Origin of the sequence: Microbispora triticiradicis (assembly GCF_005864065.1) — a bacterium.
In the GTDB taxonomy this organism is placed as follows: Bacteria; Actinomycetota; Actinomycetes; order Streptosporangiales; family Streptosporangiaceae; genus Microbispora; species Microbispora triticiradicis.
Map to the genome: position 1 here is coordinate 1 of NZ_VANP01000002.1, position 25,392 is coordinate 25,392.

Genomic DNA, 25,392 nt, shown 5'->3' on the forward strand with positions numbered 1-25,392 from the left:
GGTGTTGGTGGCGATGGTGTCGGTGGATGGCATTGCGGCCCCCGAATGACGATCGGTTCGGACACCGCTGATCTGCCACCGGGCCTGGTCAGGAACGGGACAAGATCAGTTGCCGCCGCGGCCCGCGCCCGGCGGCCTGCGTCGGCGGCGCACCCGGCGCGCGGGGGCCGCGGCCCGCCGGTCTCCCGGCGGCCCGCGTTCACGCCGTGTCCCCGGCTTCGAGAGGACCGGTCTCCACGTGACCCGTCTTCCCGCGACCGGTCTCCACGTGACCCGTCTCCCCGAGGCCGAAATGGCCGGTCCCCGCGCGGCCGTGCGCCGCGTGCGTCCCGCCACGGCCGTTGTCCGCCGCGTCGCCAAGGTCGCCAAGGTCGCCAAGGTCGCCGGGGGCGCGGGGGTCGCCGTCCGTCGTGTCCCCGCCGCCCGGGGGTCCGACGGCCCCGCCGGCCAGGACGTACGCGGTGAGCGCGGCCACGAGGCGGGCCCGGACCGGCATCTCGGCGACCACGACGTGCTCTCCGGCGGCGTGCGCGCCGCCGCCGACCGCGCCCAGGCCGTCGAGCGTGGGGCAGCCGGCCCCGGCGGTGAAGTTGCCGTCGGAGCCGCCGCCGACCGCCACCCCGCGCAGCGGCGCCATGCCCAGCTCGCGCGCGGTCCGTACGGCGACCTCGAAGAGCCCGGCGGAGGCGGCGGGGTCGAGAGGCGGGCGGTTCGGCCCGCCCCGCAGCTCAAGGCGTACGCCCGGGGTGCGGGGGGTGAGCGCGCGCATCAGCTCGTCCACCCGCCGCTGCGCGGCCTGGTCGGGCACCCGCACGTCGACCGCGACCCGGGCCCGCGCGGGCACGGTGTTGGTGCTCGTCCCGGCGGACAGCATGGTGGGGGTCACCGACGTGGCCCCCGCTCTGGACGACGACCCGACCTGGTCCCCGATCGCCGCGACGGCCAGCACCTGATGGGCCAGCTCCACAGCGGCGTTGGCGCCCAGCTCGGGTTCGAGTCCGGCGTGCGCGGCCCGGCCGTGCACGATCAGCTCGTAGCGGGAGATGCCCTTGCGCGCCGTCTTGAGCGCGCCCCCGTCCGCGCTGGCCTCCAGCACGAACGCGGCGGCGCACCGCGCCGCGATCGACTCGATCAGCGGGCGGGAGGTCGGCGAGCCGAGCTCCTCGTCGCCGACAATGAGCACGCTTAGGCCGTTGGCGGACGGCAGCGAGGCGGCCGCGTGGAACAGTTGTACGAGCCCGGCCTTCATGTCGAACACCCCCGGGCCGCGTGCCACGCCGTCCGTCACCGACCAGGGGTGCTCGCGCAGCGTGCCGACGGGCCAGACGGTGTCGTGGTGGCCGAGCAGCAGCACCCGCGGGGCGCCGAACGACCAGAGCAGGTGCGTCACCCCGTCGATCACCAGGATCTCCGGGTCCGCCCCGAGCAGCCTGCGGCCCTGCGCGGCCACGACCCGGGCGCTGCGCGCCACCGCGTCGTGGTCGCTGGAGTACGACTCGCAGAGCACCAGATCTTCGAGGTCGGCCAGCATCGCGTCCAGGTTCACCGCGCGGGCTGTTCCTCTCCCGCCCCTTCGGGCGCCGGCCGGCCAAGCTCGGCCCGGAACAGGCGCATCACGTTCGCGCCCAGGATCTTCTGGATCTCCTCCTCCGAGAATCCCCGCTTGACCAGCGCGTCGGTCACCAGCGGAAGCCCGCGCGGCCCCTCCAGGCCGGGGATCGCCGCCGCGGCGTCGATCCCCGGATAGCCGAAGCCCTCGCAGCACGGTGGGGTGAGGTCTTCGTGGACCTCGCGCATGAAGTCGGGGCCGAGACCCACGTGGTCGATCCCGGCGACGGAGGCGACGTGCTCGATGTGGTCCACCAGATGGTCGGCGGTGGCCGAGCGCGCGTCCTCGGTGAGGAAGGCGGCCAGGAAGTTCACGCAGATCACGCCGCCGCCCGCGGCGACGCCCCTGAGCTGCTCGTCGGTGAGGTTCCTGTGGTGGTCGCGCAGGGCGCGGGCCGAGGAGTGGGTCGCGATGACCGGCCGGGCCGCGATCTCCAGCACGTGCGCGACCCCCGCCGCGCCCAGATGCGAGATGTCGAAGAGCATGCCGAGCCGTTCCATCTCGCGCAGCGCCTGGACGCCGTGGCTGGTGAGCCGGGAGCCGGCGCCGTCCTGGCCGCTGCCGTCGGCGAGAGCCGTACGGCCCCAGTGGGCGATCGACGCGACGCGGACCCCGAGCCGGTGCAGGGTCGGGATCAGCTCCACGCTCTCGTCGATCCCGGGCATGCTCTCCAGGGCGAGGACCAGGGCGATCCTGCCGAGGGCGAGCGCCTCGTCGATCTGCTGCCCGTCGTGGCACAGCGCGACCGCGTCCGGGTTGCCCTCGGCCAGCACGTGGGCGCACTCGATCATGCGCAGGGTCTGGCGCAGCGCCCCCTCCGGGCGGAACCGGCTCTCCACGAACACCGGCAGCACCTGCACGTCGACCCCGCCCTCGGCGAGCTGGGGCAGCCATCGGTCGCGGAAGAACGAGGACCAGACCTCGGGGGGCCTGGCGGAGACTGCCATCAGAAGGTCGTTGTGCGTGTCGGCGACCACGAATCTGTCGTGCGGGCTCTGCTGACCATCGGGCACGGCGGGGTCCCTCCCTGTGTCGAGTCCTCGGTTGGGACGTTACCTTTCCCGGGCCGCCCCGCGGCCAGGCTGTAGTGTGCGCGGGTGGATTCGATCTCCTCCTGCGCCCTCGCCGAGGTCGTCGCGCGCCTGGACGCGTTGTACGACCCCTCCTGGGCCGAGTCGTGGGACGCGGTGGGCCTCGTCTGCGGCGACCCGGAGCAGCCCGTACGGAAGATCCTCTTCGCGGTCGACCCGGTCGCGGTCGTCGTCGACGAGGCCCTCGCCTGGGGGGCCGACCTCGTCGTCACCCACCATCCGCTCTATCTGCGCGGCACCACGAGCGTCGCCGCGACCACGTTCAAGGGCCGGGTCGTCCACCGGCTCATCCGCGGCGGCGCCGCGCTGTACGCCGCGCACACCAACGCCGACGTGGCCGATCCGGGCGTCTCGGACGCGCTCGCGCGGGCCGTCGGCCTCGCGGGTGAGCTGCGGCCACTCCAGCCCGCCGCGGACGATCCGCGCCGGGGGCTCGGCCGGATCGGGGACCTGCCCGCCCCGATGCCGCTGCGGGAGTTCGCCGCGCTGGCCGCCGCCGGACTGCCGCGTACGGCGGCTCCGCTCCGCGTCGCGGGCGACCCGGACCATACGGTGCGGACCATCGCCGTCTGCGGCGGCGCCGGCGACTCCCTCCTGGGCACGGCCCGGGCGGCGGGGGTGGACGTCTTCCTGACGGCCGACCTCCGGCACCACCCCGCCGGTGAGCACCTGGAGGCGGGCGGGCCCGCATTGGTCGACGCCTCCCACTGGGCCACCGAATGGCCGTGGCTCGCCGACGCCGCCGAGCGTCTGACGTCAGCGTTGGCGGCAGGGGGCATTACTGTTGAGGCGCGCGTCTCGGGCGCCGTCACCGACGCCTGGACGGCGACGACCACCGACTTGGACCCCCGAGCATCTTGAGGGATTTGGGATGAAGGCCGCACCGGAAGCACAGAAGCGTCTGCTCGATCTCGCGGAGCTCGACACCAGTCTCGACCGGGTGCGGCATCGCCGCCGCACCCTGCCCGACCTGGCCGAGATCGACGAGCTGTCCAAGAGGCTCGCACGGCTCGCCACACAGGTCATCGCCGCCGAGACCGAGGCCGGCGACCTCGCCCGCGACCAGGCCAAGGCCGAGTCGGACGTGGACGCCGTACGCGTCCGGGTCGACCGCGACACCAAGCGTCTCGACTCCGGGCAGGTCTCCTCGCCCAAGGACCTGGCGAGCCTCCAGTCCGAGATCACCTCGCTGCGGCGCAGGCAGTCGGACCTGGAGGAGGTCGTCCTGGAGATCATGGAGCGCCGGGAGGCGGCGGACGCCCAGGTGGAGTCGCTCAGGTCGGAGCGCGACAAGGTCACCGGGACGCTGCGGGCCGCCGAGGAACGGCGTGACGCGGCCTTCGCCGAGATCGACAAGGAGGCCGGCGAGCTGACCGGCGGCCGGACCGCGATCACCGCCGACATCCCCGCCGACCTGCTCGCCCTGTACGAGAAGCTGCGCGAGCAGAGCGGCGTCGGCGCCGCCATGCTGCACGGCGGCCGGTGCCTCGGCTGCCGTACGACCCTGTCGATCGCCGACCTCAACCGGATCAGGGCCGCCGCCCACGACGAGGTGGTCCGCTGCGAGGAGTGCCGCCGGATCCTCGTCCGCACGGCCGAGTCCGGGCTGTGACATCGGCTGCGTGAACGAGGGTGTGCGGATGACGAGGGCGTGCGGGTGACGGGGGTGCGTGGATGACCGGGGGGTATGTCGTCGAGGCCGACGGCGGGTCGCGGGGCAACCCCGGCCCGGCCGGGTACGGCGCGGTGGTCAAGGACGAGGCCGGGCACGTGCTCGCCGAGGCGGCCGAGTCGATCGGCACCACGACAAACAATGTGGCCGAGTACCGCGGCCTGATCGCCGGGCTCGAGTCGCTGCTCGCCCTCGGCGTGGAGGGCGCGCGGGTCGAGGTGCGGATGGATTCCAAGCTGGTCATCGAGCAGATGGCCGGGCGCTGGAAGGTCAAGCACGAGGGGCTGCGCCCGCTCGCCCTGGAGGCGGCGGCCCTGGCCCGGCGCCTGCGCGTCACCTGGACCTGGATTCCGCGGGAGCGCAACACCCACGCCGACCGCCTCGCCAACGAGGCGATGGACGCCGCGGCCCGGGGGGAGACCTGGCGGGCGGGGCCGGCCACCTCCGCCCCGTGGACCCCGCCCCCTGCCGGGCCCGCCGTGGGCCCGGGCACCGACCCGTCCGACCCCGGCACGCTCTTCCCCGCCCCCGCCCCCGCACCCGCGTCGGACGCCGGCACCGGTGCCCCCGGCGGGACCGCATCCGTGGAACGCGGTGCGAGACCCGCGGATCGCGAGGCTCGGGGCACGGACTCCGGCGGTGACCGGAGAGCTCGGAGCGCGGCCGGCGCCGCTGTTTCCAGCGCGAATTGGGGCGGGGACGCTGCAGGTGGCGTCGCGGGTCCCGGCGGTGCTGCCGCGGGGGGCGTCGCGGGTCCCGGCGGAGACGCCGCGGGCGGCCTGGCGGGTTCCGGTGGAGTCGCCGTGGCCGACGATCGGCGCGGGCACGGATGGATGCCCGGGGCCACCCGGACCGCCACGTCGCTGCTGCTGCTCCGGCACGGGCAGACGCCGCTCTCGATCGAGAAGCGGTTCTCCGGGCTCGGCGACCCGGAGCTCACCCCGACCGGGCTGGCGCAGGCCGAGGCCGCCGCCGCACGCCTGGCCCGCGGGCCGCGGCGGGTGGAGGTGATCGTCACCTCCCCGCTCGCCCGCGCCCGGCAGACGGCGGAGGCCGTGGCGTCCCGTACGGGTTCGGCGGTGCTCGTGGACGAGGACCTGCGCGAGACCGACTTCGGGGCGTGGGAGGGGTACACGTTCGCGGAGATCCAGCGGCGCTGGCCCGATGAGCTGGCCGCCTGGCTGGCCGACCCTGACGTGGCGCCGCCGGGCGGCGAGAGTTTCGCCTCGACGGCCCGCAGGGTCGAGGAGGCGAGGGAACGCATCGTCAAGGCCCACGAGAGCCGCAGCGTCGTCGTGGTCTCCCATGTGACCCCGATCAAGACGCTGATCCGCTTCGCCCTGGGCGCGCCGCCCGAGGCCCTCTATCGGATGCACCTCGATCTGGCCTGCCTGTCGGCGATCGACTACTACGCCGACGGTCCTTCCGTGGTGCGGACGTTCAACGACACGGCGCACCTTGGCTGAGGCCACCCGCCCGGAGGAGTCGGCGCGCCGGTCGCCGGGTGGACGGGCAGGACGACGCGGAAGGCCGCCCCGGCGCCGGGCGCGGTCCGCAGTTCCACCCGCCCGCCGTGGGCGGCGACGATCGACCGGACGATGGCCAGTCCGAGGCCGGCCCCTCCCGCGCCGCCGCGGCTGCGTGATCCGTCCAGGCGGTAGAAGCGGTCGAAGACCCGCTCAGCCTCCTCCGGCGGCAGTCCCGGCCCCTCGTCGGCGATCACCAGGACGCCTTCGGCGCCGCCGCCGGTACCGACCGTGCCGACGCCGATCCTCACCGGGGTGCCCGGCGGCGTGTGGGCGACTGCGTTGCCCACCAGGTTGGAGACCACCTGCCGCAGCCGCGCCTCGTCGCCGCGTACCGGCGCGGCGCCGGCCGGGCCCCCGTCGGGGCCGGTCAGCGTGACCGTCCGGGCGGGATCGAGCGCGCGGAGGTCGTGGTGCGCGTCGGCGGCGAGCGTCCGCAGGTCCATGGGCGCGAGGTCCATCGGCAGGGCGTCCTCGCCCTCGTCGAGGCGGGCCAGCAGGAGCAGGTCCTCCACGAGCCGGACCAGGCGCACCGCCTCGCTCTCGATCCGGCCGAGGGTGTGGTCGACGTCGGGAAGGCCGCCCATCCGGTGCAGTTCCGCGAATCCCTTGATCCCGAAGAGCGGCGTGCGCAACTCGTGGCTCGCGTCGGCGACGAACCGCCGCATCCGGGCCTGCGACCGCTCCCGCCCGGCGAACGCCGCCTCCAACTGGGCGAGCATCGTGTTGAGCGCGGCGGCCAGCCGCCCGACCTCGGTGTGCGGAGCGGCGGGCACGGGCACCCGCCGGGACAGGTCGCCCGCGGCGATCGCCGCCGCCGTCCGCTCTATCGCGCGCAGCGGCCGCAGCCCCCGGCGTACGGCGAACCAGCCGATGACGGCGAGCGACGTCATGAGGGCGGCGGCGGTCGCGGCGCAGACGAGCGTCAGGCGGCCGACGGTCGACCTGACCCCGCCGAGGGACGCGGCCACGACGACGGTGCCCACCTCAGCCGCACCCGCACGAGGCCCCTCGCCAGGCCCCTCACGAGGCCCCACGGAGGTGAGAGCGGCCCGGGGGGCGGCGACGACCCGCCACGCGGCGCCGTGGTCGTCCCTCGCGTCGAACGGCCGCCCGCCCAGCCGGCGGACCGCCGCGGCGTCGAGCCGGGGGAGCTCCGGGCCCTCTCCCCGCAGCCAGGGGCCGCCCTCCTGCTCGACGGTCCCGTCCGCCCGCAGGTACGCCAGGTACACCTGGTCGATCAGGTCCATGCCGGGCAGGGCGCTCAGCGGCACCCGGCTCTGCCCGGTGAGCGGGGCCGTCACCAGCCGGGCGGGGACCCGCGACAACAGCGTCGCCATCGGCCCGAGCTGCTGGTCCACCCGTTCGATGAGGTGGGCCCTGAGCGTGGCGACGGCGACCGCGCCGCTGATCGCGAGGCCCGCCGCGAGCAGGGCCAGGGTGATCAGCAGGAGGCGTCCCCGCAGCGACAGGCTCCTCCGGCGTGCCGTCCGGCGGGTCACGGGCGCGGCCCGCGCAGGACGTAGCCCACGCCGTGCATGGTGTGGATCAGTTTCGGCCCGGCCTTGTCGACCTTCCGCCGCACGTAGCTCACGTACGTGTCCACGATGCTGGTGTCACCCGCGAAGTCGTACCGCCAGACGTGCTCAAGGATCTGCGCCTTGGAGACGACCCTCCCGGCGTTGAGGATCAGGTAGTGCAGCAGGCGGAACTCGGTCGGCGACAGCCGTACGGGAACGCCCGCCCGAGTCACCTGGTGGCCGCCGGGGTCGAGTTCGAGGTCGGCCACCCGCAGCGTGCGGTCCTCCGGGGCCGCCCCGGCCCGCCTGAGCACGGCCTCGATCCGGGCGAGCAACTCCTCCAGGTCGAAGGGCTTGGTCACGTAGTCGTCGCCGCCCAGCCGAAGCCCGTTGATCTTGTCCTGGGTCGTGTCGCGCGCGGTGAGGAACAGGACGGGCACCTGTCCCGGACGGTCACCGGACAGCGGGCGGGGGCGTTCCCGGAGACGCCGGATGACCTCGAACCCGTCCATGTCGGGCAGCATGACGTCGAGGAGGACGAGATCGGGAGGCTCGGCCCCCGCCGCCTCAAGGGCCTGCGACCCGGTCGCGGCGGAGGTCACCGTGTATCCCGCGAAGCGCAGCGTGGCCGCCAGCAGTTCCCGCACCACGGGCTCGTCGTCGACCACGAGCAGGCGCCGCCCGTCCACTCCGGCCTCCCTTCGTCAGCGGCAGGATAGGTCCGCCGTCCAGGATCACGTGCCTTCAGACGTCCCGTGCCCGGAAGACGGCGGCGGCCGCGCACAGCAGCGCGAGCACGGCGGCGGCCAGCACCCCGATCCCCGCGAGCGGGGCGAGCCCGCCGGACCCCGGATGGACCGCGAACACCCGCGCGCCCGCCGCGCTCGGCCACCAGACGACGATCCATTCGGCCATCGCATCGGGGAACAGGGACGCCATGCCGGGCAGGATCAGCAGGAACGTCCCGAGCGAGACGGCGCCCGCCGACCTGCGCAGGAGGAACCCGAGCGCCACGCCGTACAGTCCGACCAGCCCCGTGAACAGTCCGGCGCCCGCGACGGCCCCGAGCACGCCCGGGTCGCCGAGGCCCGCGCTCGGCACGTTCCGCGCGGCCAGCGAGAGCTGGCTCAGCGTGAACGACACCAGCGCCATCGACGGCCCGGCGACGAGCGTGACCACCGCGACGACGGCGGCCTTGCCGCCGAGCAGCAGGCCCCGCCTGGGCACGGCGGCGACGCTGACCGGCATCGTCCCCGAGGCGTACTCCGACGTCACGGCGAGCACGCCGACCGCGCTGACGAGCACCCCCGCGAGCACGAGAGCGCGGAAGCCCGTGTCGGTGGGGTCGAAGGCCGCCCGGTCCGCCGCCGACCCGGCCAGATACCGGCGGGCGTCGGCCAGCCCGAAGAGGTACCCGTACGCCGCGGTCGCCGCCAGGGCCCCGGCCAGGCAGCCGAGCGTCGCCCGGATGCTGTGGAACTTGCCCCATTCCGAACGCAGGACGTCGTACGCGGTCATCGGGCGGCTCCGCTGGTGGTCATGGATGCGGTGGTGGCCTGGGTTTCGGCGGGGGTCGCGGGCCGGGCGCCGGCCGAGGCGAAATCGGCGCTGCCGCCGGTGAGTTCGAGGTACGCCTCCTCCAGGGAGGCCCGCCGCGGTGTCAGTTCGTGCAGGACGATGCCGTGCGCGCCGGCGACGTCGCCGACCGTGGCGCCGGACAGCCCCGTCACCAGCAACTCGTCCCCGGCGCCGGGCCGTACGGTCGCGCCGGCCTCTTCGAGCAGGGCGGCGAGCGGCCGCGCGCCCGGCGTGCGGACCACGACCGTCTCCCGGGCCGCGGACCGTACGAACGCGTCGAGACCGGTGTCCGCGAGCAGCCGCCCGCGGCCGACGACGACCAGGTGATCGGCGGTGAGCGCCATCTCGCTCATCAGGTGGCTGGAGAGCAGGACGGTGCGGCCCTCGGAAGCCAGATCGCGCGTCAAGGAGCGGATCCAGCGGATCCCCTCAGGGTCGAGCCCGTTGACGGGCTCGTCGAGCAGCACGACGCCGGGATCGCCGAGCAGCGCCGCCGCGATGCCGAGGCGCTGCTTCATGCCGAGGGAGAACCCGCCCGGGCGACGCCCCGCGACGTCGGCCAGTCCCACCAGTCCGAGCACCTCGTCCACCCGGCGCCGGCCGATGCCGTTGCCGCGGGCCAGGGCCAGCAGGTGCTTCCCGGCGCTCCTGTACGGATGCACGGCGTGCGCGTCGAGCAGCGCGCCCACCTCGCGGAGCGGCGTGGGCAGATCGGCGTAGCGCCGTCCGCCGATCGTGGCGCTCCCGCTCGTCGGCCGGTCGAGGCCGAGGATCATCCGCATCGTGCTCGTCTTGCCCGCGCCGTTCGGGCCGAGAAAGCCGGTGACGACGCCCGGCCGTACGTCGAAGCTCAGCCCGTCGACGGCCGTGACGTCGCCGTAGCGCTTGGTCAGTCCGCGTATCTCAATCATGCGCAGCAGGCTGGCCCACCCGTCTTGGCGTTCCGGGAGAGAGCCTGTGAGATCTCTGTGAGCGGTCCCCCCGTTGCCTGCGCCGCTGCCGCCGGCCCGCCCGCCCCGGGTGGAGAACTCGCAGAATCCTCACATGACTTCCGGCCGTGCCGGGGAACGGAGCCGGAGCCGATAGGCTTGTCCTCACGGCGGACGAGCCGGCCGGGCGGCCGCGTCAGGGCCTCGCGCCCTGCCGAGGAAGGTCCGGGCTCCACAGGGCAGGGTGGTCGGTAACGCCGACCCGGGGCGACCCGCGGGACAGTGCCACAGAAAACAGACCGCCCCCTTCGCGGGGGTAAGGGTGAAACGGTGGTGTAAGAGACCACCAGCGCCCACGGTGACGTGGGCGGCTCGGTAAACCCCACCCGGAGCAAGGTCAAGAAGGGGCGTTCTCCGGAACGTCCCGCGCGCGACGTTCGAGGGCTGCCCGCCCGAGCCGCGCGGGTAGACCGCTTGAGGCCGCCGGCAACGGCGGTCCTAGATGGATGGCCGCCGGTCAGCCCCCGTGGCTGACCACAGAACCCGGCCTACAGGCCGGCTCGTCCACCTTCACACCCCTGACCACGGCCTTGGGGCGGACCAGGTGCCGCTGTTCAAACCCGGCAGTGACCCGTCGGCGCCCGGCGACCGTGGAACAGACGCTGATCGCCCTGGCTCGCTTACAGGGGGAGGGCGTCTCCGGGGAAGCCGTGGCACGGGTTGACCTCGCAGCGCAGCATCCCGGCTCGAACGCAGGGGTCCCCGGCCATGATCTCCGCGGCCTCTTCGGCCGGCACGGTCATGATCGCGACGCCGGCCACGGTGTCGGAGGCGACCGGGCACAGGATCGCGATCACCCCCTCGGCGCGCAGCGACACCATGCGCCGCTGGTGTTCGAGTTCGATCGCGTCGGCGCCGTCCATGGTCCGCTCCGGCCCCCACTGAAGGAGCGCCAGGCTGTAGGGCTTCGCGGTCGCGGCCAGAGCCCGGATCTGTTCGTCGGTCACGGTCGTGCTCATGATGTCTCCTTACTTCTCGATGCGCTCGGCCAGCGAGACGATGATTCCTTCGGGCCCGCGGACGTAGGCCATCCGCCACACGCCTTCGTATTCGCCGATGCCCCCCACCAGGCCGTAGCCGCCGGCCGCGGCGTGGTGGACCGCGGCTTGGAGGTCGTGCACCTCGAAGGCGACGTTGCGCAGGCCCAGCTCGTTGGCCGGCGCGGCAGGCGAACCCGGGAGGTGGTCCGGCCGCGTGAAGCTCGAGAGCTCCAGCGTCGTACCTCCGCCGGGTGCCCGCAGCATGACGATCTCGGTGCGGGCGCCGGTCATGCCGATCACCGTGTCCAGGAACTCGCCTTCGACGGCCATCTTCTGATCAGCTTCCAGACCGAGGCTGACGAAGAACGCCGTCGCGGCGTCGAGGTCGGCGACGGTGATGCCGACGTGGTCGAAGCGCCTCACGAATGTCATCGGATCCCTTTCGAGGTTTCTTCAAGAGACGCTGAGAAAGGTAACACCCGAGGTTTCGTAAGGGAACCCCACTTGCTAGATTGCTGCCATGCAGCGAACGCGGTTCGGGGAGATGGCGTGTTCCATCGCGCGCACCTTGGACGTGATCGGCGAGCCCTGGTCGCCGCTGATCCTGCGCGACGTGTGGGCCGGGGTGCGCCGCTTCGATCACATCCAGGCCGACCTGGGGATCTCCCGCAAGGTACTCACCGAGCGGCTCAACCATCTGGTCGAACAGGGTGTGCTCGAACGGCTGCCCTACGACGCCCGTCCCCGCTACGAGTACCACCTCACCGCCAAGGGCGTGGATCTCGTCGAGATGCTCATGGCGATGGCCCGGTGGGGTGACCGCTGGCTCGCCGGCGAGGCCGGGCCCCCCGTCCTGTACCGTCACCACGCCTGCGGGCAGATCGGCCACGTCGAGCCACGCTGCAGTCACTGCGGGGAGCCGATGCACGCCGACGACGTCGATCTCCTCCCAGGCCCGGGTTCGGCCGGATGACCGTGACGACGGTCCGGACCCCGCGGTTATCCGAGGACGAGCGGGAGTCTCGTGGCCAGCTCGCCCAGCTCGGTCCTCTCCGCGTCTGTGGGGGCTCGCCGTCCGGTGCCGACCAGCAGCGCGTCCCTGTCTGAGAACGACGAGGGAAACGCGCTCCCCGCGATCTTCTCCAGCATCTCGCGGGACCGGGCAAGCCCTTCCGCGGGCGGCCCCGCGGCGTCCGCCAGGTGCGCGACCAGGTCGAGGTGGTGCAGCGTCCACTCCATGACGTACGCGGACAGGTAGGCGTCCACGGTGAGGACCTCGCCGCGGGTCCCGACCCGGAGGTCCGGGTCGGCGAGCTCAGCGGCGCGGCCTGCGGCGGAGCCGACGTCGTCGAGGTGGAACTTGAGCAGCCGTGGCTCCTCGTACGCGGCGGCCAGCCGGACGGTCAGCGCGTCGAGCGGGTCGTCGCCGGTCGGCGGCGTCGTGGCGACCTCCCAGTAGGTCACCGCGTCGCGGGTCGGTTCCGTTTCCGCGGGGGTCGCCAGGGTGATCAGGACGTCCTGCGCGTCGATGACCAGATGGCACACCAGATCCCGCACGAGCCAGCCGGTACAGCCCGACCGCTGGGCGAAGGCCTCATCCGGAAGCTGGGCGACCGCCCTGCGCAACGCCGTCCACGAACGCGCGAAAAGATCCACATCGGTACGGTACTTCGGCGCCACGAGGACATCCACCTCGCCTTCCTCAGCATCGGGTGCGCCCTGATCTGCTGGCGCCGCCTCAGTTTGCCACGCCAGTAGCGAGCCCAGGCTGAGCGCTGTGAGCGTGAGCGAGCCCACCCTGGAGACCGTACGGGCCTATCTGCTCGCCCAGGCGAACTCCGCTCTGCGGCGACCGAGCATGCACGGCGGAGAGATCGCCGTCCGCCTCTACCTGGACGCGGTCGCCGTCGCCTGCGGTACCGACCGGGGCGGGCAGGAGAGGAGACGGGGCGGTCAGTTCTCCGGGTCAGGGAGCAGGACGGAGGGGAGGGAGGTGTCGGGGTGCAGGCGTAGTAGTTGGTAGAGCATGCCGCCCACTCCCGGCATCAGACCTGGGCTGAAGGCGTCACGTGAAAGGCCACTCACCGGGCCGTGCTCGTCCATGCTGCCGATCACGTACGCGGCGAGGTACTCCGGCGTCAGCTCTTCGGGCCCGACACCCACATCGATCGCGTGGCGCACGATTTCCCAGGTGCCGAGGTCTCCGTGGCAGAGCGTGTGGTTCCAGCCGATGCCCCTCGACCAGGACGACGCGGCGGCCCGGCGCAGCACGTCCGCCCAGCGCGGGGCACCTTCGCGGGCCAGCCGGTCGGCCGCGACGAGGCCGATGCCGGCGGCTCCGTGGCACCATGCGCTGGAGGTCACGCGATGGTCGTCCATTTCACGCAGGTCACGCCAGCCCTTCTCCGCCGGGTCGTACAGTGACTCCTCGTACAGAAAGGCCCTGTCTGCCAGTGCGCGGAAGTCCGCAGCGCCGGCCGTGGCACTGTCAGCGAGCCGGGCCAGCGCCCAGGCGATCCCGGTGGCGCCGTGTGAGACCCCGCCTAACCCTTGTGGGAAGGCGGTGCTGGGCCAGCGTGCTCCCCGGTCGTCGATGTGGGCCAGTGAGAGCAGGCGCTCCCCGATGCGGTCGGCCTGCACGGACCACTGCTGGTCACCGGTCTGTTCCGACAGGCGGAGCAACGGCACGATGGCGCCTGCCATGCCGGTGAGCAGGTCGTACACCCCGTCGGCGGCCACCGCCTCGGGCAGTTGCCCCGCCAGGGCGCCGGCCTGGGCGACCGCCTCCTCCGAGCCGACGGTGCCCAGCCTGCGCAGCAGCAGCCAGCTCCAGATTTGCGAGCCGATGCCGACATAGCCGCCTGGGGTGGCGGGGCGGCGCCGCGGTCCGGTGCGGCGTGCCTCCGCGTCGCGCTCCTCGGCCAGCCTGATCGTATGGAGGAGATCGGCGAGCAGCCCGTCCAGCCCCGGCACCTCATCGGCCCTGCCCTGCCCGGTCTCACTCACGTAGGCGGCCAGAGTGATGGCGACCCCGTACGCCCCGCCGTACACGTCGGGAGACAGCGACTGTACGAACCAGCCGTCGGAGGTGAGCACCGGCGCGGTCCAGGTGACGGTGCCGTCGTCGCCCCGGACCGCCGTGTCAAGCATGCTGCGGGCGATCCCGGCCGCGATCCGGCGCCGGCGCCGCTCGAGGTCCTGGTGCTGGATGAGAGGCACGGTCATACGCTTGTTGGCAGGCATCCACCCTTCATTGAGGTAGGCGCTGACCAGAGCGGACCGGATCACCTCACGGTCCAGGGCCGCGTCGCGGTCGCGCCAGCGCCGCAGCGCGTCCGCGATGAGGTCCTGCTCGTCTCCGTACGAGGTTCCGCCAGGGCCATCCAGACGGCCGCGAGCAGGGGTTGTGGCGAAGAAGGGGATGTCGCCGACCAGCAACTCGGCCACCTCGGCGTCGATCACCTCGGGGTCCGATGGCGCGCCGGGCAGGTTCTCGGCATGCTGGGCCAGCAACCCCGCCGCCTTGCCCATCGCGGTCGGCTCGTCGTGCAGTGAGGCCGGGTGCCACAACATGCGGGCCAGCTCGGCGTACGCCTCGGTGGCGCGGAGCACGACCCGGATCGGACGGTCGGCGAAGTCCGTGAGCAGCCCGGCGAGCTCACCCCGCCGATCCAGCATGTCGAGGTGCTCGGCCAGCTCGGTGAATCCGGACAGCACCAGATCCCAGTAGTGGACGAGGATCGGATCGGGGCTCGGGTGGTTGCTCACCGCTCCCAGCTCGACCCGTTCCATTCCCAATCTCGCCATGTCCGTGCCCGCGTCGACGACGACCGGCACCTGCGTGTACGGCTGCTGGCCAGGCAGGCCTCCGACGGCGGACATGTCGACGCCGCGCCAGGCGAGCGAGACGCCGCGTCCGGGAAGGAGTCCGGTGCGCAGCACCGATCCGCTGAGCAGGTCGGTCGCCTGGTCGACGGCGTCGCCGTATCCGGACGGTTTGGCCGGGACGTGCGGGGTGAACAGCGTCTCGCAGTCGACGACGACGGGCGCGGGACCGGCCGCGATGAGGTTCTCCATGTGCAGGTCGCTGCCGCCGATCAGCCGCATCAGCGCCAGCCAGTGCCCGACACCGCGGTAGAAGGACCGCAGCTCTGTCTCGTCGGCGCAGTAGGTGTGCTGGATGTGCTCCGCCCAGCCGTACCCCTGGCGAATCAGCACGTCGGGTACCCGGATGCGGCTGCCGGCGGGCAGCTGGGGTGCCAGGCGGTCGATCAGCCGCGCCAGCGCCTCGTCCACGGCGAGGGACCGGGGCTTGTAGACCACCTTGCCCTGCGAGCCGTGCAGGACGACGACGCTGTGCCCTCCGCGATGGCTGTCTCCCGCCCCGAAGTCGACTCCGACCAGCTCGCCTCGGAGACCGCCGGGCAGTGTGGTGAGCGCCGCGCGATCGGCGGCGAACCTGCGGGCCAGTTCCACGGCCGCGGCGCACCTGTTGTCGATGATCGTGCCGAGCCTGGACAGCATCGTGGGGTAGTGCCCGGTCAGGGACAGCCAGAACTCGGGCGTCGCGGCCGTCGCCTTCCACTCCTGCCACCGCAGCTGCGGCGTCTCGCCGGTCAGCCTTCCGCTGATCCTGGCGGCGTTGAGTTCCAGCAGCAGAACCCTGTTGACCTTGAGGCGGACGGTCTCCTCCAGCGCTTCGGCGGTGCTCTGGCAGATCAGCCGGGCCTCCGCTTCCGTGAGGCCGGGGATCGATCCCAGCGTGGCGGACAGCCCGGCCAGCGCCGGTGCGGTCAAAAAGTCCAGCGACGGGTCGAAGTCCCCGGCCATTCGGATCCCCCTTCCTTGATCAGCAGCAGAAGCGGCTGCAGGTGCACGAGCTCGCCAGCCGGGTGTCCAGGGCCGTCAGCGTGATCTCCGACTCGGCGTACTCGCCGATGAACAGCGGACCGGCGGGGCTGTCCCAGCCCTCGACGTCGGCTCCGCTGCGCCACGCGGAGACGATCTCCTCAGAGCGATCCAGTGTGAGAGGCATTGCTACTCCCTTCGTGACTGTGCGTTCCGATCCGCATTGACCGGGTAGGTCCGATCAGCAGCAGGGAATGGTGTTGGCGCCCGTGCACGAGCTCGGCCTCCGCGTGTCCAGGGCCGTCAGCGTGATCTCCGACTCGGCGTACTCGCCGATGAACAGCGGACCGGCGGGGCTGTCCCAGCCCTCGACGTCGGCTCCGCTGCGCCACGCGGAGACGATCTCCTCAGAGCGATCCAGGGTGACAGGCATTCTTACTCCCTCCATGACCAGGCGTCCCGATCAGCGTTAGTCAGCCGATCGAAAAAATCAATACATAGCGGGCGAAATATAGACTCATCGTCATTCGGCGGAAATGGCGAAAGCTGCGGTTGGCTGTGACGGAGCTTGCCTGGACGCCGACGGGATGTCCGGAACGCGCGAGCGAGACCGGCCACCCTCCACGCCACGCGCCCACGGCCTCCAAGGGGGCGAAAGCGCAGGTCAGTGGGGGTTCGTCCCGTAACGGGCTATGACCACCACCTCGGCGACGGCGCTCATGTGCGGGACGACCCAGCGAACCGCTTTGATGCGGAAGAGGCGGCCGCGAGAAGGTTTCCGCTGTTCGTAGCGCGGCAGACGGCGGCGAACAGCCCCGGCCACGGGGCGTCCGGCGACATTTCCCACCAATGTGCCGGAGATTCTCCACATATTGCGGGCGACAATTATCGCGATTTGTGAATATAGCCCTCCGGCAGCGCGCCGCCCCGGCCCGAGCGCCCCTCCCTCCAGGCGCAGCACGTGATCCACCACGTGGGCGCTATGCGGCCGTTCACTCACGGTCCGGGGCCTTGGTCGTGAGGTCGCCGTCCTCTTCGTACGGGATCCATTGCATGCCGGCGGGCATGGCGACCGTTCCGACGCCGCTGCGGTCCCATCCCAGCTGGGCCACGGCGAAGATGTTGTCGGCACGCCCTCGTAATCCGGCCATGGCCGGGCACGTCGTCCTGTTCGGCTCGTTGCCGGCGGCGACCGTCATCACCCGTACGTCTCCGGCCGCCGCCACGGCCGCCTCGCAGACATCGCAGGTGCCGTCGCAGGCGAACAGCCCCCAGCGCCGTGAGTAGCAGCCGAGGCTGATGTTGACGCACACCGGCGACGACGTCCTCCGCGCGAAGTCGCGGACCCATTCGATCCCTTTGACGAGGTCGCGGGGGGTCGCGCGGCCGTTGCCGTCGGCGACCTTCACGTTGAGAAGGCGCGGCCGGCGGGTCAGGCCGGCCGCGAGGATGAGCGCCACCATCGTTCCGTGGCCGTTCGCGTCCTCGCCGTCGGGTTCCGTGGTCAGGTTGGTCCCGTCCACGATCAGCCCTCGCAGGAGAGGGTGACGGGAGAGCAGGCCCGTATCGAGGACGGCGTAATACTCAGGCGTCGGTTCCGGGCGCTTCCTCGTCAGTTCGCGCCAGATTTCCGGCCACGCGCGCTCCAACGCGTCCGCGTCGAATTCGGCTCCGGCCTGTGCCTGCAGGTACGCCGCCTTCACGCCCCGCTCGCGGAAGGCGAGCATCTGCTCGCTGTCCGCCGGACGGAGGTACGTGCCGGTGCCGGCGTCGAAAACGTACTGCATATATCTGCCGGGTGAGCTGCCCTCGTCTCCGGCGATCTCGACAATTCGCTCATCCATATGAGCCGTGACCCACGACATCGCCGGCCTAGACGAGAAGGGAAACGATCAGAAGGACCACGCCGGCCGCCACCAGAAGGGCGCAGAGTCTGACCCCGAACTCGGAGAACCACTCGGTGAAGCCTCTCCGGCCACCGTCTCCCAGCACGTTCACCTGCGCCGGCAGTTTGACGGCCACGATCCCCGCCAGCAGTGCGCCCACCACCAGCACCGCGAGTCCGACGCTCGTGGTCTCCGCCTTCGCCCCGGCGACCTCGCCCTTGAACTCGACGACGCCGCCCAGGCCCAGTATCGCCACCACGGCCCCCGCCACGGCGAGCAGAAGTCCCGTGATGATAAGCACCGTGTACGTGATCGAAATTCTGGTTCTGTTGGTTTTCTTGCCCGCACGCCCTTTGCCCATGCTGCCGCTCCAGAGCCCAGATCAATACAGAACCAACGCGAAAGGATCTATATCACATCTTCTTCTGAAGTATCCACGGTTTCCTCGAATAAGGTTTCCGATGGTCCTTCTGCCGGGACTCCGAGAATGGGTGATAAAGACAGCCTTAGGCGATATTTCCGCTTGTGAGAATTACGAGAATCGTTCGATGGTCACGGGGATCGGGCCCGCGTGACGTATCGCCGTGGTCAGGTTCCGGAGCAGCGGCCGGAGGGCGTCGTCGGACGTGGTGCCCAGGCGTGCCGTGAGATCGACGCAGCAGGCGACGCCGGGCCCGATCCGGCGCAGTTCCCAGGTGAACTCGTCCCGCGCCGTCCGCAGCCCGCCCGTGCCGGCGATCCGGGTACGCGGGTCATCGGCGTCCCCGGCGAGCGTGACGACCTCCGGCGCGAGGCGGGCGAGGCCGGAAAGGCGGAGGTCGCCCGCGAACAGGACGCGGTATGTCCGGGAGTCGTGGAACCCGCCGGAGCCCTCCTCCGGGCCGAGGCGCAGGGGAGCGGAGTCCGGAAGGGCGAGGGTGTCGCGGAAGCGGTCCCGCAGTGTCGCCTCGCCGGGGAGTTCCCCTCCTCCGAGGCGGCGATAGGCGGCCTCGGCGTCCGTACGGCCGACGGCGACCACCCGGACGCGCAGTTCCGGGTCCTCGCGCATGGCCCGCCCGAAGGCCGCCGAACTCCACCAGGCGCGGTCGTCCCCGCTCCATCCGGCGGTGTTCAGGCCGATGGTCCGATGGTCGCCGGTGAAGACGAACTCCTCGACGACGAGACCCTCCGCCCGTACGGCGCCGGCCCCCGCCTCGGGCGCGATCACGTAGTAGTCCAGGGCCGGCTGGGTGGGGGCGGAGGCGGTCGCCGCAAGCCCGGCCCGGAGGAGGTCACCAGTCACGGGCATACCGTACTGATCCGCCCCACATCTGAAGCGGTGTCTCCATCGACGAGGCGCCCCCGTCCCTCCGACGGGGGAGGGCTCGGGGGCGCCGTCGCGTCGCGTCCGTACCGCCTGCCGTCGCGACGTACGTGCTCGCTTCAGGCCGGGTGTGCGGTCGGGCGTGTGGTCGGGCGTGTGGTCGGGCGGGGGCCGGTACGCCTCAGTGAGACATGTCCATGCCGCCGCCGGAACCGCCGCCCATGTCATGGCCGCCCGGCACGTTCCCCTTCTCATCGGACACCATGAAGACCCCGGCCATGCCCATGTCGGAGTGGCTCTGCACGTGGCAGTGGTACATCCACATGCCGGGACCGACACGCTCTCCCGCGACCACCTGGAAGCCGAACGACTCGGCCGGGCCGGTGGTCTTCGTGTCGATGATCCGGCTCGGGTCCTGGGGGCTCTCCAGCAGGCCGGTGCGGTTGTCGGCCCACCGGTGCCCGTGGATGTGGAACGTGTGGAACGCGCTCCCGTGCGTGATCACGATGAACTCGACCCGCTCGCCGATCTTGGCGAGGAAGTGCGGCCCGGCCGGGAGGTTGTTGATCCGCACGTCGTTGAAGACGACGGTGAACGTCTTGTCCGGCAGCACGTCGCCCTTACGGCGGACCACCAGCGGGCCGTAGAGGCCCTTCTTGATGCCTCCCGTGCCGTGGTCGGTGCCGACCACGTGGTCGTGGTAGTGCCAGTAGCCCGCGCTGCCGGGCTCGATGGTCCCGCCGGGGCGGCGGCCCGGTGCGTGGGTGCGCCAGACGTAGACGCGCCGGGCCCCCGGCTCGACCACGCTGTCGTTCATCCGCGTGCCGTCGCTGCTCGTCTCGTAGTCCACCCCGTGCACGTGGAGGCTGGCGGTGACGTCCGCGTTGTTCACCAGCTCGACTTCGAGGGTCTCGCCCTCGACCATCTCGATGAGCGGTCCGGGGATCGTGGCCTTGCCCGGCTCGAGGCCGTAGCCCATGTCGCCGTTCGGCAGGTTTTCGACGTAGAGGGTGATGCGGCGCGGGTTGCCCAGGCGAACAGGCGCTGTCGCGTTCCTGCCGACGGGCGCCGCGTCGGCCTGAGCCGACACGACCAGCGGTGCTATCGCGGCGGCCGTCGCCGCCGTGGTGAAGGCGCGCCGCGAGAACGTGCTCCGCGTCGTTCCCCTGCCTACCTCGGTCATGGTTCCCCAATCCGTTGTGCCGTTCCGTCCGCGAGGCGCGTGGCCACGGGCCGGCGGCGGGGCCGGGCCTCGCGGCGTGACGCCGGGGCCGGACCACGGGCGCGGTCCGGCCCTGGAACCAGGCGGGACGAGACGGGTGCCCGATGCTTTCCACCACACCGGGCGACACTTTTGATGGAATTAGGCGATAGTGGCCGAGGAAAGTCAATAAGTTAGACTTAAAGCGATAGGACTTCGTCACATACCGGACTGAAGTGATGTGAGAGGGCTCCGTTCCGTCGTCGCGCCGTCGCATTCTGTCGTCCACGCCGCCGGTTCGACGGCGATTCGCGAGCCGGACGGGAGTGCGTGGCGGGTGACCGCGCAGGGCATGCCGGGCGGCGTGCCGGGCGTGCAGGTGTGCAGGGTGCGCCGGGGGCGGCTCAGTCGGTGCGGAAGGGGTCGTGCTCGGCCAGCAGCTTGTCGAGCCTGGCCTGGTCCACCCGGCTGACGACGGTCGCCTCCTCCTGCCGGTCCCGCACACACTTGGCCAGCGTGAAGGTCGAGGTCACCACGTACATCAGCCCGAGAGCGAGGAACGAGCGCACCCAGGTCGTGACGGGCAGGTAGAGGATCCCGGCGGCCAGTCCGGCGAGGGAGATCGCGAACGAGATGACGGCCTGCAGGTAGAAGGCCGTCGTCGTCGTGCTCTTCACTGGTTTCGTCATGGCGCCCATGCTGCGCGCCCGGCGCCGCCTGGACATGAGCGCCGATACTCAGTTACCGGTGAGTACGATCTCTCGGCCGGGCCGCCGCGGCACGGCCCGGAGCGGCCACGCGGGAACGGCTCGGCGCAGGCGGCGGCCCCAATGGCACAGGCTCAGTGGAGTGGGCTGGGCGACCCGGCTCAGTTCGGGGAGATCTCGTGGAGCCGGCAGACCTGACGCCAGACGCGGGGGTCGAGGGTGCCCGCTCTGTCGTCGAACGAGGCGGAGGGGACCCGGACCGGTCCGGTGAGGTCGAGGAAGCTGTTGTGGTCCGCGCTCGGGTCCCACGTGCGGGTGGGGATCTCGACGTGGTCGGAGCGGTCGCTCCGGTCCTGGCTGGTGATCTTCAGGACCTCCGCGCCGCCGTGGTACGTCCTGAGCACTACGCAGGGACGCACCTTGTGCCCGGGCCCGTCCTCGTACGGCACGTCGGCCCACCAGATCTCGCCCGGCTGCGGGCCGGTGCGCTCGCCGGCGGCGCCCGTCCGGGTTTCGCCTCGGGTCGTACGGGAGGAGGGCGGGGAGGAGGGCCGGGCGCCCCGTGACGGGCGCGTCGTTGCGCCAGGGGAGCGTGGCGCGGGCCGGCGGCGGGACGTCCCGCGGGCGGGCCCGCGGGACGCCTGACGGGCACGTCCGGTCCCGGCCAGCGCGGCGAGCACGATCAGTACGGCCACGATCAGAAGAGCCACCCAGAGCATGCCCGACAGCCTACGGCCCGTGCGCCTCGCGGCGGCAGCCCTGCGCCCCTGCGCCCGGTGCCGCCGGGGTCGTCCATCGTGCCCCGGCCTGTGCGCCTCACGGGCAGCCCTGCGTCCCTGCGCCCGGTGCCGCCGTGATCCATCGTGCTCCGGCCGGCGGCTTCCCGGCGGCCCTGGGCTCTTGCGCCCGGTGCCGCCGGGGTCGTCCATCGTGCTCCGGCCCACGGCTACCGGGGGCCGGACCCGGCTCCTGCTGGGAACGCGTCAGCGGGCGTCCCAGGCAGCGAGCACGCGGCGCTCCTTGTCGGGGTCGATGCCGCTGCCCACCCGGACGCCGCGGAAGCTGCGCCGCTCCTCCGGGATGTCCTTCAGCCACTCCCATGTGTCGCGTACCGTCTCGCGGAGCGGGCGGCAGGTGAGACCGGCGGCGAGGGCCTTGGCGGAGGAGTGGTTCCATACACCCAGGCCGTCCGCCCCCGGATACCACAGCGGAAGCTCGGTCCACGGCTCCACGCCCTGAGCGGTCAGGAAGTCGTCGTCGGCCCAGACGAGCTCCGCGCCCGAGCCGGTGGCCTCCACGCAGTCGCCGAGCCAGCTTCCGAACGTGGCCCTGCCCGGCACACCGCCCGTCATGTAGCGGCCCGTCGTGCCACCGGCGGCCTGGTCGAGGGTGAACGCCGCGATGTCGCGGGCGTCGATGAGCTGGATCGGCTGCGCCGGGTTGCCGGGCGCGAGCACCCGGCCGCCCTTGGAGATGCGGTCGAGCCACCAGGGCAGCCGGCCGACGTTCTCGTGCGGACCGAGGATCAGGCCGGGCTGGACGACCAGGGCGGCGCCGTCGAAGTGCTCCTCCACCGCGCGTTCGCAGCCGGCCTTGAGCACGCCGTAGTCGCCGAACTCGGCGTCCGCGTCCGCCGGGCACTCGTGGGTGGGAAAGGTCTCGTCGACGCCCGTCTTGTCGGGCCAGTCCGGGTAGGCGGAGATGCTGGAGATGAACGTGTAGTGCGAGGCGTGCCCGGACAGCGCCCGCACCGACTCCAGGACGACCCGGGGGACGAATCCGCAGACGTCGACGACCGCGTCCCACCGTCTGCCGTCGGTGAGCCGCCGCAGGTCGCCGGTCACCTCGCGGTCGCCGCGCACCGCCTCCACTCCGGGCAGGTCAGTCCCGCTCCTGCCCCGGTTGAACGTCGTGACCTCGTGACCGCGCCGCAGCGCCTCCTCCACGATGGCCCGGCCCAGGAAGACCGAACCACCGATGACCAGAATTTTCATACGGTCATCCTTGGCGCTGCGGCGCGCGGAGTCCGCCCGGTTTCACGATCGGCGGACATCGTCCGCTCACAGCGGAAGCGGGCACCGGTGCGTTCCCGGCCGCTCCGTTCCCGGCCACTGCGCTGAGGGCCGGTGCGCTGTGGGCCGGTGCGGCTCAGCCGGTGGTGCGCAGCTCCGGGACCGGGGTGAAGCGTTCCTGCTCCAGCACGTGCACCCGGGCCGCGCCGATGTCGAAGTAGAGGCCCGTGAGCTCCAGCCTGCCCGCCCGTACGAGCGTGTCCACAAAAGGGTGGGTCCGCAGGTTGTCGAGCTGCTGGATGACGTTGACCCGGCACAGCCGGTCGAGCGGCCCGGCGTCGTCGGCGTCCTGGCCGGGCCCGGCGGCCACGAACCGGGCCAGGCTCTGCCGTCCGTGCCGCAGCCAGGCGCGCAACGCCGGCAGGTCGGGGACCTCGCCGAGGAGGGCGGCCATCGCGCCGCACCCGGAGTGCCCGCAGACGGTGATCATGCGGACCTCCAGCACGTTCACGGCGTACTCGACCGCCGCCGCCACCGAGTCGTCCGGCGGGACCGCGCCCGCCCGCGGCACGAGGTTGCCGATGTTCCGCACCGTGAACAGGTCACCGGGGCCGCTCGCGGTGATGATGTTGGGCACGATCCGCGAGTCGGCGCAGGTGATGAACAGGTGCGACGGCGACTGCCCGCGGGCCATCCGGGTGAGCAGGGGACGGACCATCGGCGCGGTCCTGCGGTGGAACTCCCGCGTCCCCTCCAGGAGGTCGGGCACGCCCTGCGGCTCGCAGATCACGGCGTCGTCGTGGCCCGCGGCGCTGTCGCCATCCGCGCCGATCACCTCGAAGGACCCGTACGGGCCCGGACCCGCGGAGTGGGCGCCGGCGGAGTGGGCGCGGCGCCGGTAGGCCCAGGGCAGCCACCAGCGGTCGTGCCGGGGCGGGATCCTGGCGGGGAAGAGCCGGGCGCCGCTGATCGCGGCGGCGTACCACTCGCCGTGCGGCTCGTCCACGTCGACCTCGCCGCCGGCGCGTTCGTGCTCCAGCCGCCAGGTGTGCAGCGCCTCGAAGGCGGCGTTGTCCATGAAGTCGAGGTGCAGGTCGAGCTCCACCGCCGACCCGGCGGGGATGGCGCGCAGCGCCTCGGTCAGCCGGGGCACGCCCAGGAACGTCAGCGATCCGGTGACGACGACCCGCCAGTGCCGCTCGCCGTCCTGGCGGACGTCGACCGAGACCCATGCGAGGCGGCGGAGGGCGAGCAGGGCGGCCAGCCCGAGGCCGATCGCCACGCCCTCGGCGAGCCCGATCAGCACGACCCCGGCCATCGTCACGGCGTACACCGGCACCTCGCGGTGGTTGCGCAGGTTCCGTACGTGCCCGAGGTTGACCATCTGCACGCCGATGAACAGCAGCAGCGCCGCGAGCGCCTCCAGGGGGATCAGCGCGAGCATCCAGGCGAAGGCCGCGGTGAACAGCAGCACCCAGACACCGTGCAGGACCGTGGACCAGCGGCTGCGGGCGCCCGCCCGCGCGTTGGTGGTCGTACGGACGACGACCCCCGCCACCGGCAGGCCGCCGAGCACACCGGACACCACGTTCGCCACGCCCTGCGCGGTGAGCTCGCGGTCGAGGTCGGCGCGGGGGCCGTCGTGCAGGCGGTTGGACGCCACACAGGTCAGCAGCGACTCCACCCCCGCGAGGAGGGCGACGAGCAGGACGGCCCCGGCGATCGCGTGCCAGTCGCCCTGGGGCGCCAGCGGCCCCTGGACGGAGGAGAACCCGCCCCTGAGGTCCACCTTCGTCAGGTCCCAGCCCGACACCCCCGCCGTCAGCGTCGCGATCATCAGCGCGGCCAGCGGGGCGGGCACGGCCCGCAGGCGCGGGATCCGGCCCCACACGAGCAGGACCGTGATCGTCAGGACGCCGATCAGCACGGCGTGCGTGTGGTTGTGGACGATCTGGGCGGGCAGTTCGAGCACGTTCTCCAGCGCGGAGCGCTGCGGGCTGCCGCCGAGGACGATGTGCAGCTGGGAGAGCGCGATCACCGCGCCGACCCCGGCCAGCATGCCGTGGACGACGGCGGGGGAGACCCCCAGCGCCGCCCGCGCCACCCGCAGCGCGCCGAGCCCGACCTGGAGGAGCCCGGCCATGGCCGTGATCGCGCACGTCGCGCGCCAGCCGTACGTGTGGACCAGCTCCGCGACGACCAGGGAGAGCCCGGCGGCCGGGCCGCTCACCTGGACGACGGACCCGCCGAGCGCTCCCGCGACCACCCCGCCGACCACCGCCGCGACGAGGCCCGCCGCGACGGGGGCGCCGGACGCGACGGCGATGCCGAGCGACAGCGGCACGGCCACCAGGAAGACGACCAGCGAGGCGGGCACGTCATGGCGGAGCACGGACTTCCAGTCACGATGTGAAATCGTGCCGTCACTGATGGTCATGGGCCGACGATACGTCAGCCACGGAGACCGTCA

General features: G+C 72.4%; 24 protein-coding genes and 1 other RNA gene. 5 read left to right on the forward strand and 20 right to left on the reverse strand.

What is annotated here, in order from left to right:
- Positions 1-199 precede the first annotated feature (199 nt).
- Both FED44_RS05150 and FED44_RS05155 read right to left on the reverse strand, forming a co-directional pair.
- Positions 200-1,546, reverse strand: coding sequence for a M20/M25/M40 family metallo-hydrolase (locus FED44_RS05150; protein WP_208758841.1), 1,347 nt, complete (start codon positions 1,544-1,546; stop codon positions 200-202).
- Positions 1,543-2,622, reverse strand: a complete 1,080-nt coding sequence (locus tag FED44_RS05155; RefSeq protein WP_244301731.1) for a dipeptidase — start codon at positions 2,620-2,622, stop codon at positions 1,543-1,545. The genes FED44_RS05150 and FED44_RS05155 overlap by 4 nt, the downstream gene beginning before the upstream one ends.
- Before the next feature lie 84 nt (positions 2,623-2,706).
- Here FED44_RS05155 and FED44_RS05160 point away from each other — a divergent pair, with 84 nt between their 5' ends.
- From FED44_RS05160 to FED44_RS05170, 3 genes are all read left to right on the forward strand, one after another.
- Complete coding sequence (locus FED44_RS05160) at positions 2,707-3,561, forward strand: Nif3-like dinuclear metal center hexameric protein (protein ID WP_138459942.1); 855 nt, start codon at positions 2,707-2,709, stop codon at positions 3,559-3,561.
- Positions 3,562-3,571: 10 nt separating this feature from the next.
- On the forward strand, positions 3,572-4,312 hold the full coding sequence (locus tag FED44_RS05165; RefSeq protein ID WP_111701607.1) for a zinc ribbon domain-containing protein: 741 nt from the start codon (positions 3,572-3,574) through the stop codon (positions 4,310-4,312).
- Positions 4,313-4,374: 62 nt separating this feature from the next.
- Complete coding sequence (locus tag FED44_RS05170) at positions 4,375-5,838, forward strand: bifunctional RNase H/acid phosphatase (protein ID WP_138459943.1); 1,464 nt, start codon at positions 4,375-4,377, stop codon at positions 5,836-5,838.
- Here the strand turns inward: FED44_RS05170 and FED44_RS05175 are convergent.
- From FED44_RS05175 to FED44_RS05190, 4 genes are read right to left on the reverse strand one after another with little or no spacing between them, the layout of a single operon-like run.
- Positions 5,781-7,400, reverse strand: a complete 1,620-nt coding sequence (locus FED44_RS05175; RefSeq protein ID WP_138459944.1) for a sensor histidine kinase — start codon at positions 7,398-7,400, stop codon at positions 5,781-5,783. The genes FED44_RS05170 and FED44_RS05175 overlap by 58 nt on opposite strands.
- Entirely contained in the window at positions 7,397-8,107 is a 711-nt protein-coding gene (locus tag FED44_RS05180) for a response regulator transcription factor (RefSeq protein WP_138459945.1), read from the reverse strand. The genes FED44_RS05175 and FED44_RS05180 overlap by 4 nt, the downstream gene beginning before the upstream one ends.
- Positions 8,108-8,162: 55 nt before the next feature.
- Positions 8,163-8,936 (reverse strand): hypothetical protein, encoded by a 774-nt coding sequence (locus tag FED44_RS05185; protein ID WP_138459946.1) that lies wholly within the window; start codon positions 8,934-8,936, stop codon positions 8,163-8,165.
- Positions 8,933-9,907 (reverse strand): ABC transporter ATP-binding protein, encoded by a 975-nt coding sequence (locus FED44_RS05190; RefSeq protein ID WP_138459947.1) that lies wholly within the window; start codon positions 9,905-9,907, stop codon positions 8,933-8,935. The genes FED44_RS05185 and FED44_RS05190 overlap by 4 nt, the downstream gene beginning before the upstream one ends.
- A 193-nt stretch (positions 9,908-10,100) precedes the next feature.
- On the opposite strand from FED44_RS05190, the gene rnpB reads away from it, so the two are divergent.
- Positions 10,101-10,492, forward strand: an RNA gene (gene rnpB / locus FED44_RS05195) — RNase P RNA component class A.
- A 113-nt stretch (positions 10,493-10,605) separates the two neighbouring features.
- On the opposite strand, the gene FED44_RS05200 is transcribed toward rnpB, so the two are convergent.
- A complete protein-coding gene (locus tag FED44_RS05200; protein WP_138459948.1) occupies positions 10,606-10,944 on the reverse strand; it encodes a YciI family protein in 339 nt (112 codons plus the stop codon).
- A 9-nt stretch (positions 10,945-10,953) separates the two neighbouring features.
- A complete protein-coding gene (locus FED44_RS05205) occupies positions 10,954-11,397 on the reverse strand; it encodes a VOC family protein (protein ID WP_138459949.1) in 444 nt (147 codons plus the stop codon).
- 88 nt (positions 11,398-11,485) lie between these two features.
- On the opposite strand from FED44_RS05205, the gene FED44_RS05210 reads away from it, so the two are divergent.
- The gene (locus tag FED44_RS05210) at positions 11,486-11,938 is read left to right on the forward strand and encodes a winged helix-turn-helix transcriptional regulator (protein ID WP_138459950.1); all 453 of its coding nucleotides are present in this window, start codon (positions 11,486-11,488) and stop codon (positions 11,936-11,938) included.
- Positions 11,939-11,964: 26 nt separating this feature from the next.
- Here FED44_RS05210 and FED44_RS05215 read toward each other — a convergent pair whose 3' ends face one another.
- From FED44_RS05215 to FED44_RS05270, 12 genes are all read right to left on the reverse strand, one after another.
- On the reverse strand, positions 11,965-12,621 hold the full coding sequence (locus FED44_RS05215; protein ID WP_138459951.1) for a maleylpyruvate isomerase N-terminal domain-containing protein: 657 nt from the start codon (positions 12,619-12,621) through the stop codon (positions 11,965-11,967).
- Between the two features lie 297 nt (positions 12,622-12,918).
- A complete protein-coding gene (locus tag FED44_RS05220) occupies positions 12,919-15,795 on the reverse strand; it encodes a type 2 lanthipeptide synthetase LanM family protein (protein WP_138459952.1) in 2,877 nt (958 codons plus the stop codon).
- Positions 15,796-15,814: 19 nt separating this feature from the next.
- Positions 15,815-16,000 carry a DUF6229 family protein gene (locus FED44_RS05225; RefSeq protein WP_111701617.1) on the reverse strand — a complete coding sequence of 62 codons (186 nt, stop codon included), beginning with the start codon at positions 15,998-16,000 and terminating at the stop codon, positions 15,815-15,817.
- A 54-nt stretch (positions 16,001-16,054) separates the two neighbouring features.
- Positions 16,055-16,246: a DUF6229 family protein gene (locus FED44_RS05230; RefSeq protein WP_208758842.1), complete on the reverse strand. Its 192-nt coding sequence runs from the start codon at positions 16,244-16,246 to the stop codon at positions 16,055-16,057.
- 559 nt (positions 16,247-16,805) lie between these two features.
- Positions 16,806-17,657: a S8 family serine peptidase gene (locus tag FED44_RS05235; RefSeq protein WP_167521399.1), complete on the reverse strand. Its 852-nt coding sequence runs from the start codon at positions 17,655-17,657 to the stop codon at positions 16,806-16,808.
- 28 nt (positions 17,658-17,685) lie between these two features.
- A complete protein-coding gene (locus FED44_RS05240; RefSeq protein WP_138459955.1) occupies positions 17,686-18,000 on the reverse strand; it encodes a hypothetical protein in 315 nt (104 codons plus the stop codon).
- 231 nt (positions 18,001-18,231) lie between these two features.
- Positions 18,232-18,981 (reverse strand): hypothetical protein, encoded by a 750-nt coding sequence (locus FED44_RS05245; protein WP_138459956.1) that lies wholly within the window; start codon positions 18,979-18,981, stop codon positions 18,232-18,234.
- A 202-nt stretch (positions 18,982-19,183) separates the two neighbouring features.
- On the reverse strand, positions 19,184-20,185 hold the full coding sequence (locus FED44_RS05250) for a multicopper oxidase domain-containing protein (protein ID WP_138459957.1): 1,002 nt from the start codon (positions 20,183-20,185) through the stop codon (positions 19,184-19,186).
- 422 nt (positions 20,186-20,607) lie between these two features.
- Positions 20,608-20,892, reverse strand: coding sequence for a YiaA/YiaB family inner membrane protein (locus FED44_RS05255; protein ID WP_111701634.1), 285 nt, complete (start codon positions 20,890-20,892; stop codon positions 20,608-20,610).
- 179 nt (positions 20,893-21,071) lie between these two features.
- Positions 21,072-21,629 carry a type II toxin-antitoxin system PemK/MazF family toxin gene (locus tag FED44_RS05260; protein ID WP_138459958.1) on the reverse strand — a complete coding sequence of 186 codons (558 nt, stop codon included), beginning with the start codon at positions 21,627-21,629 and terminating at the stop codon, positions 21,072-21,074.
- A 264-nt stretch (positions 21,630-21,893) separates the two neighbouring features.
- Positions 21,894-22,904 (reverse strand): NAD-dependent epimerase/dehydratase family protein, encoded by a 1,011-nt coding sequence (locus FED44_RS05265; RefSeq protein WP_138459959.1) that lies wholly within the window; start codon positions 22,902-22,904, stop codon positions 21,894-21,896.
- Between the two features lie 154 nt (positions 22,905-23,058).
- The gene (locus FED44_RS05270; RefSeq protein WP_138459960.1) at positions 23,059-25,359 is read right to left on the reverse strand and encodes a SulP family inorganic anion transporter; all 2,301 of its coding nucleotides are present in this window, start codon (positions 25,357-25,359) and stop codon (positions 23,059-23,061) included.
- Between the last annotated feature and the right edge of the window lie 33 nt (positions 25,360-25,392).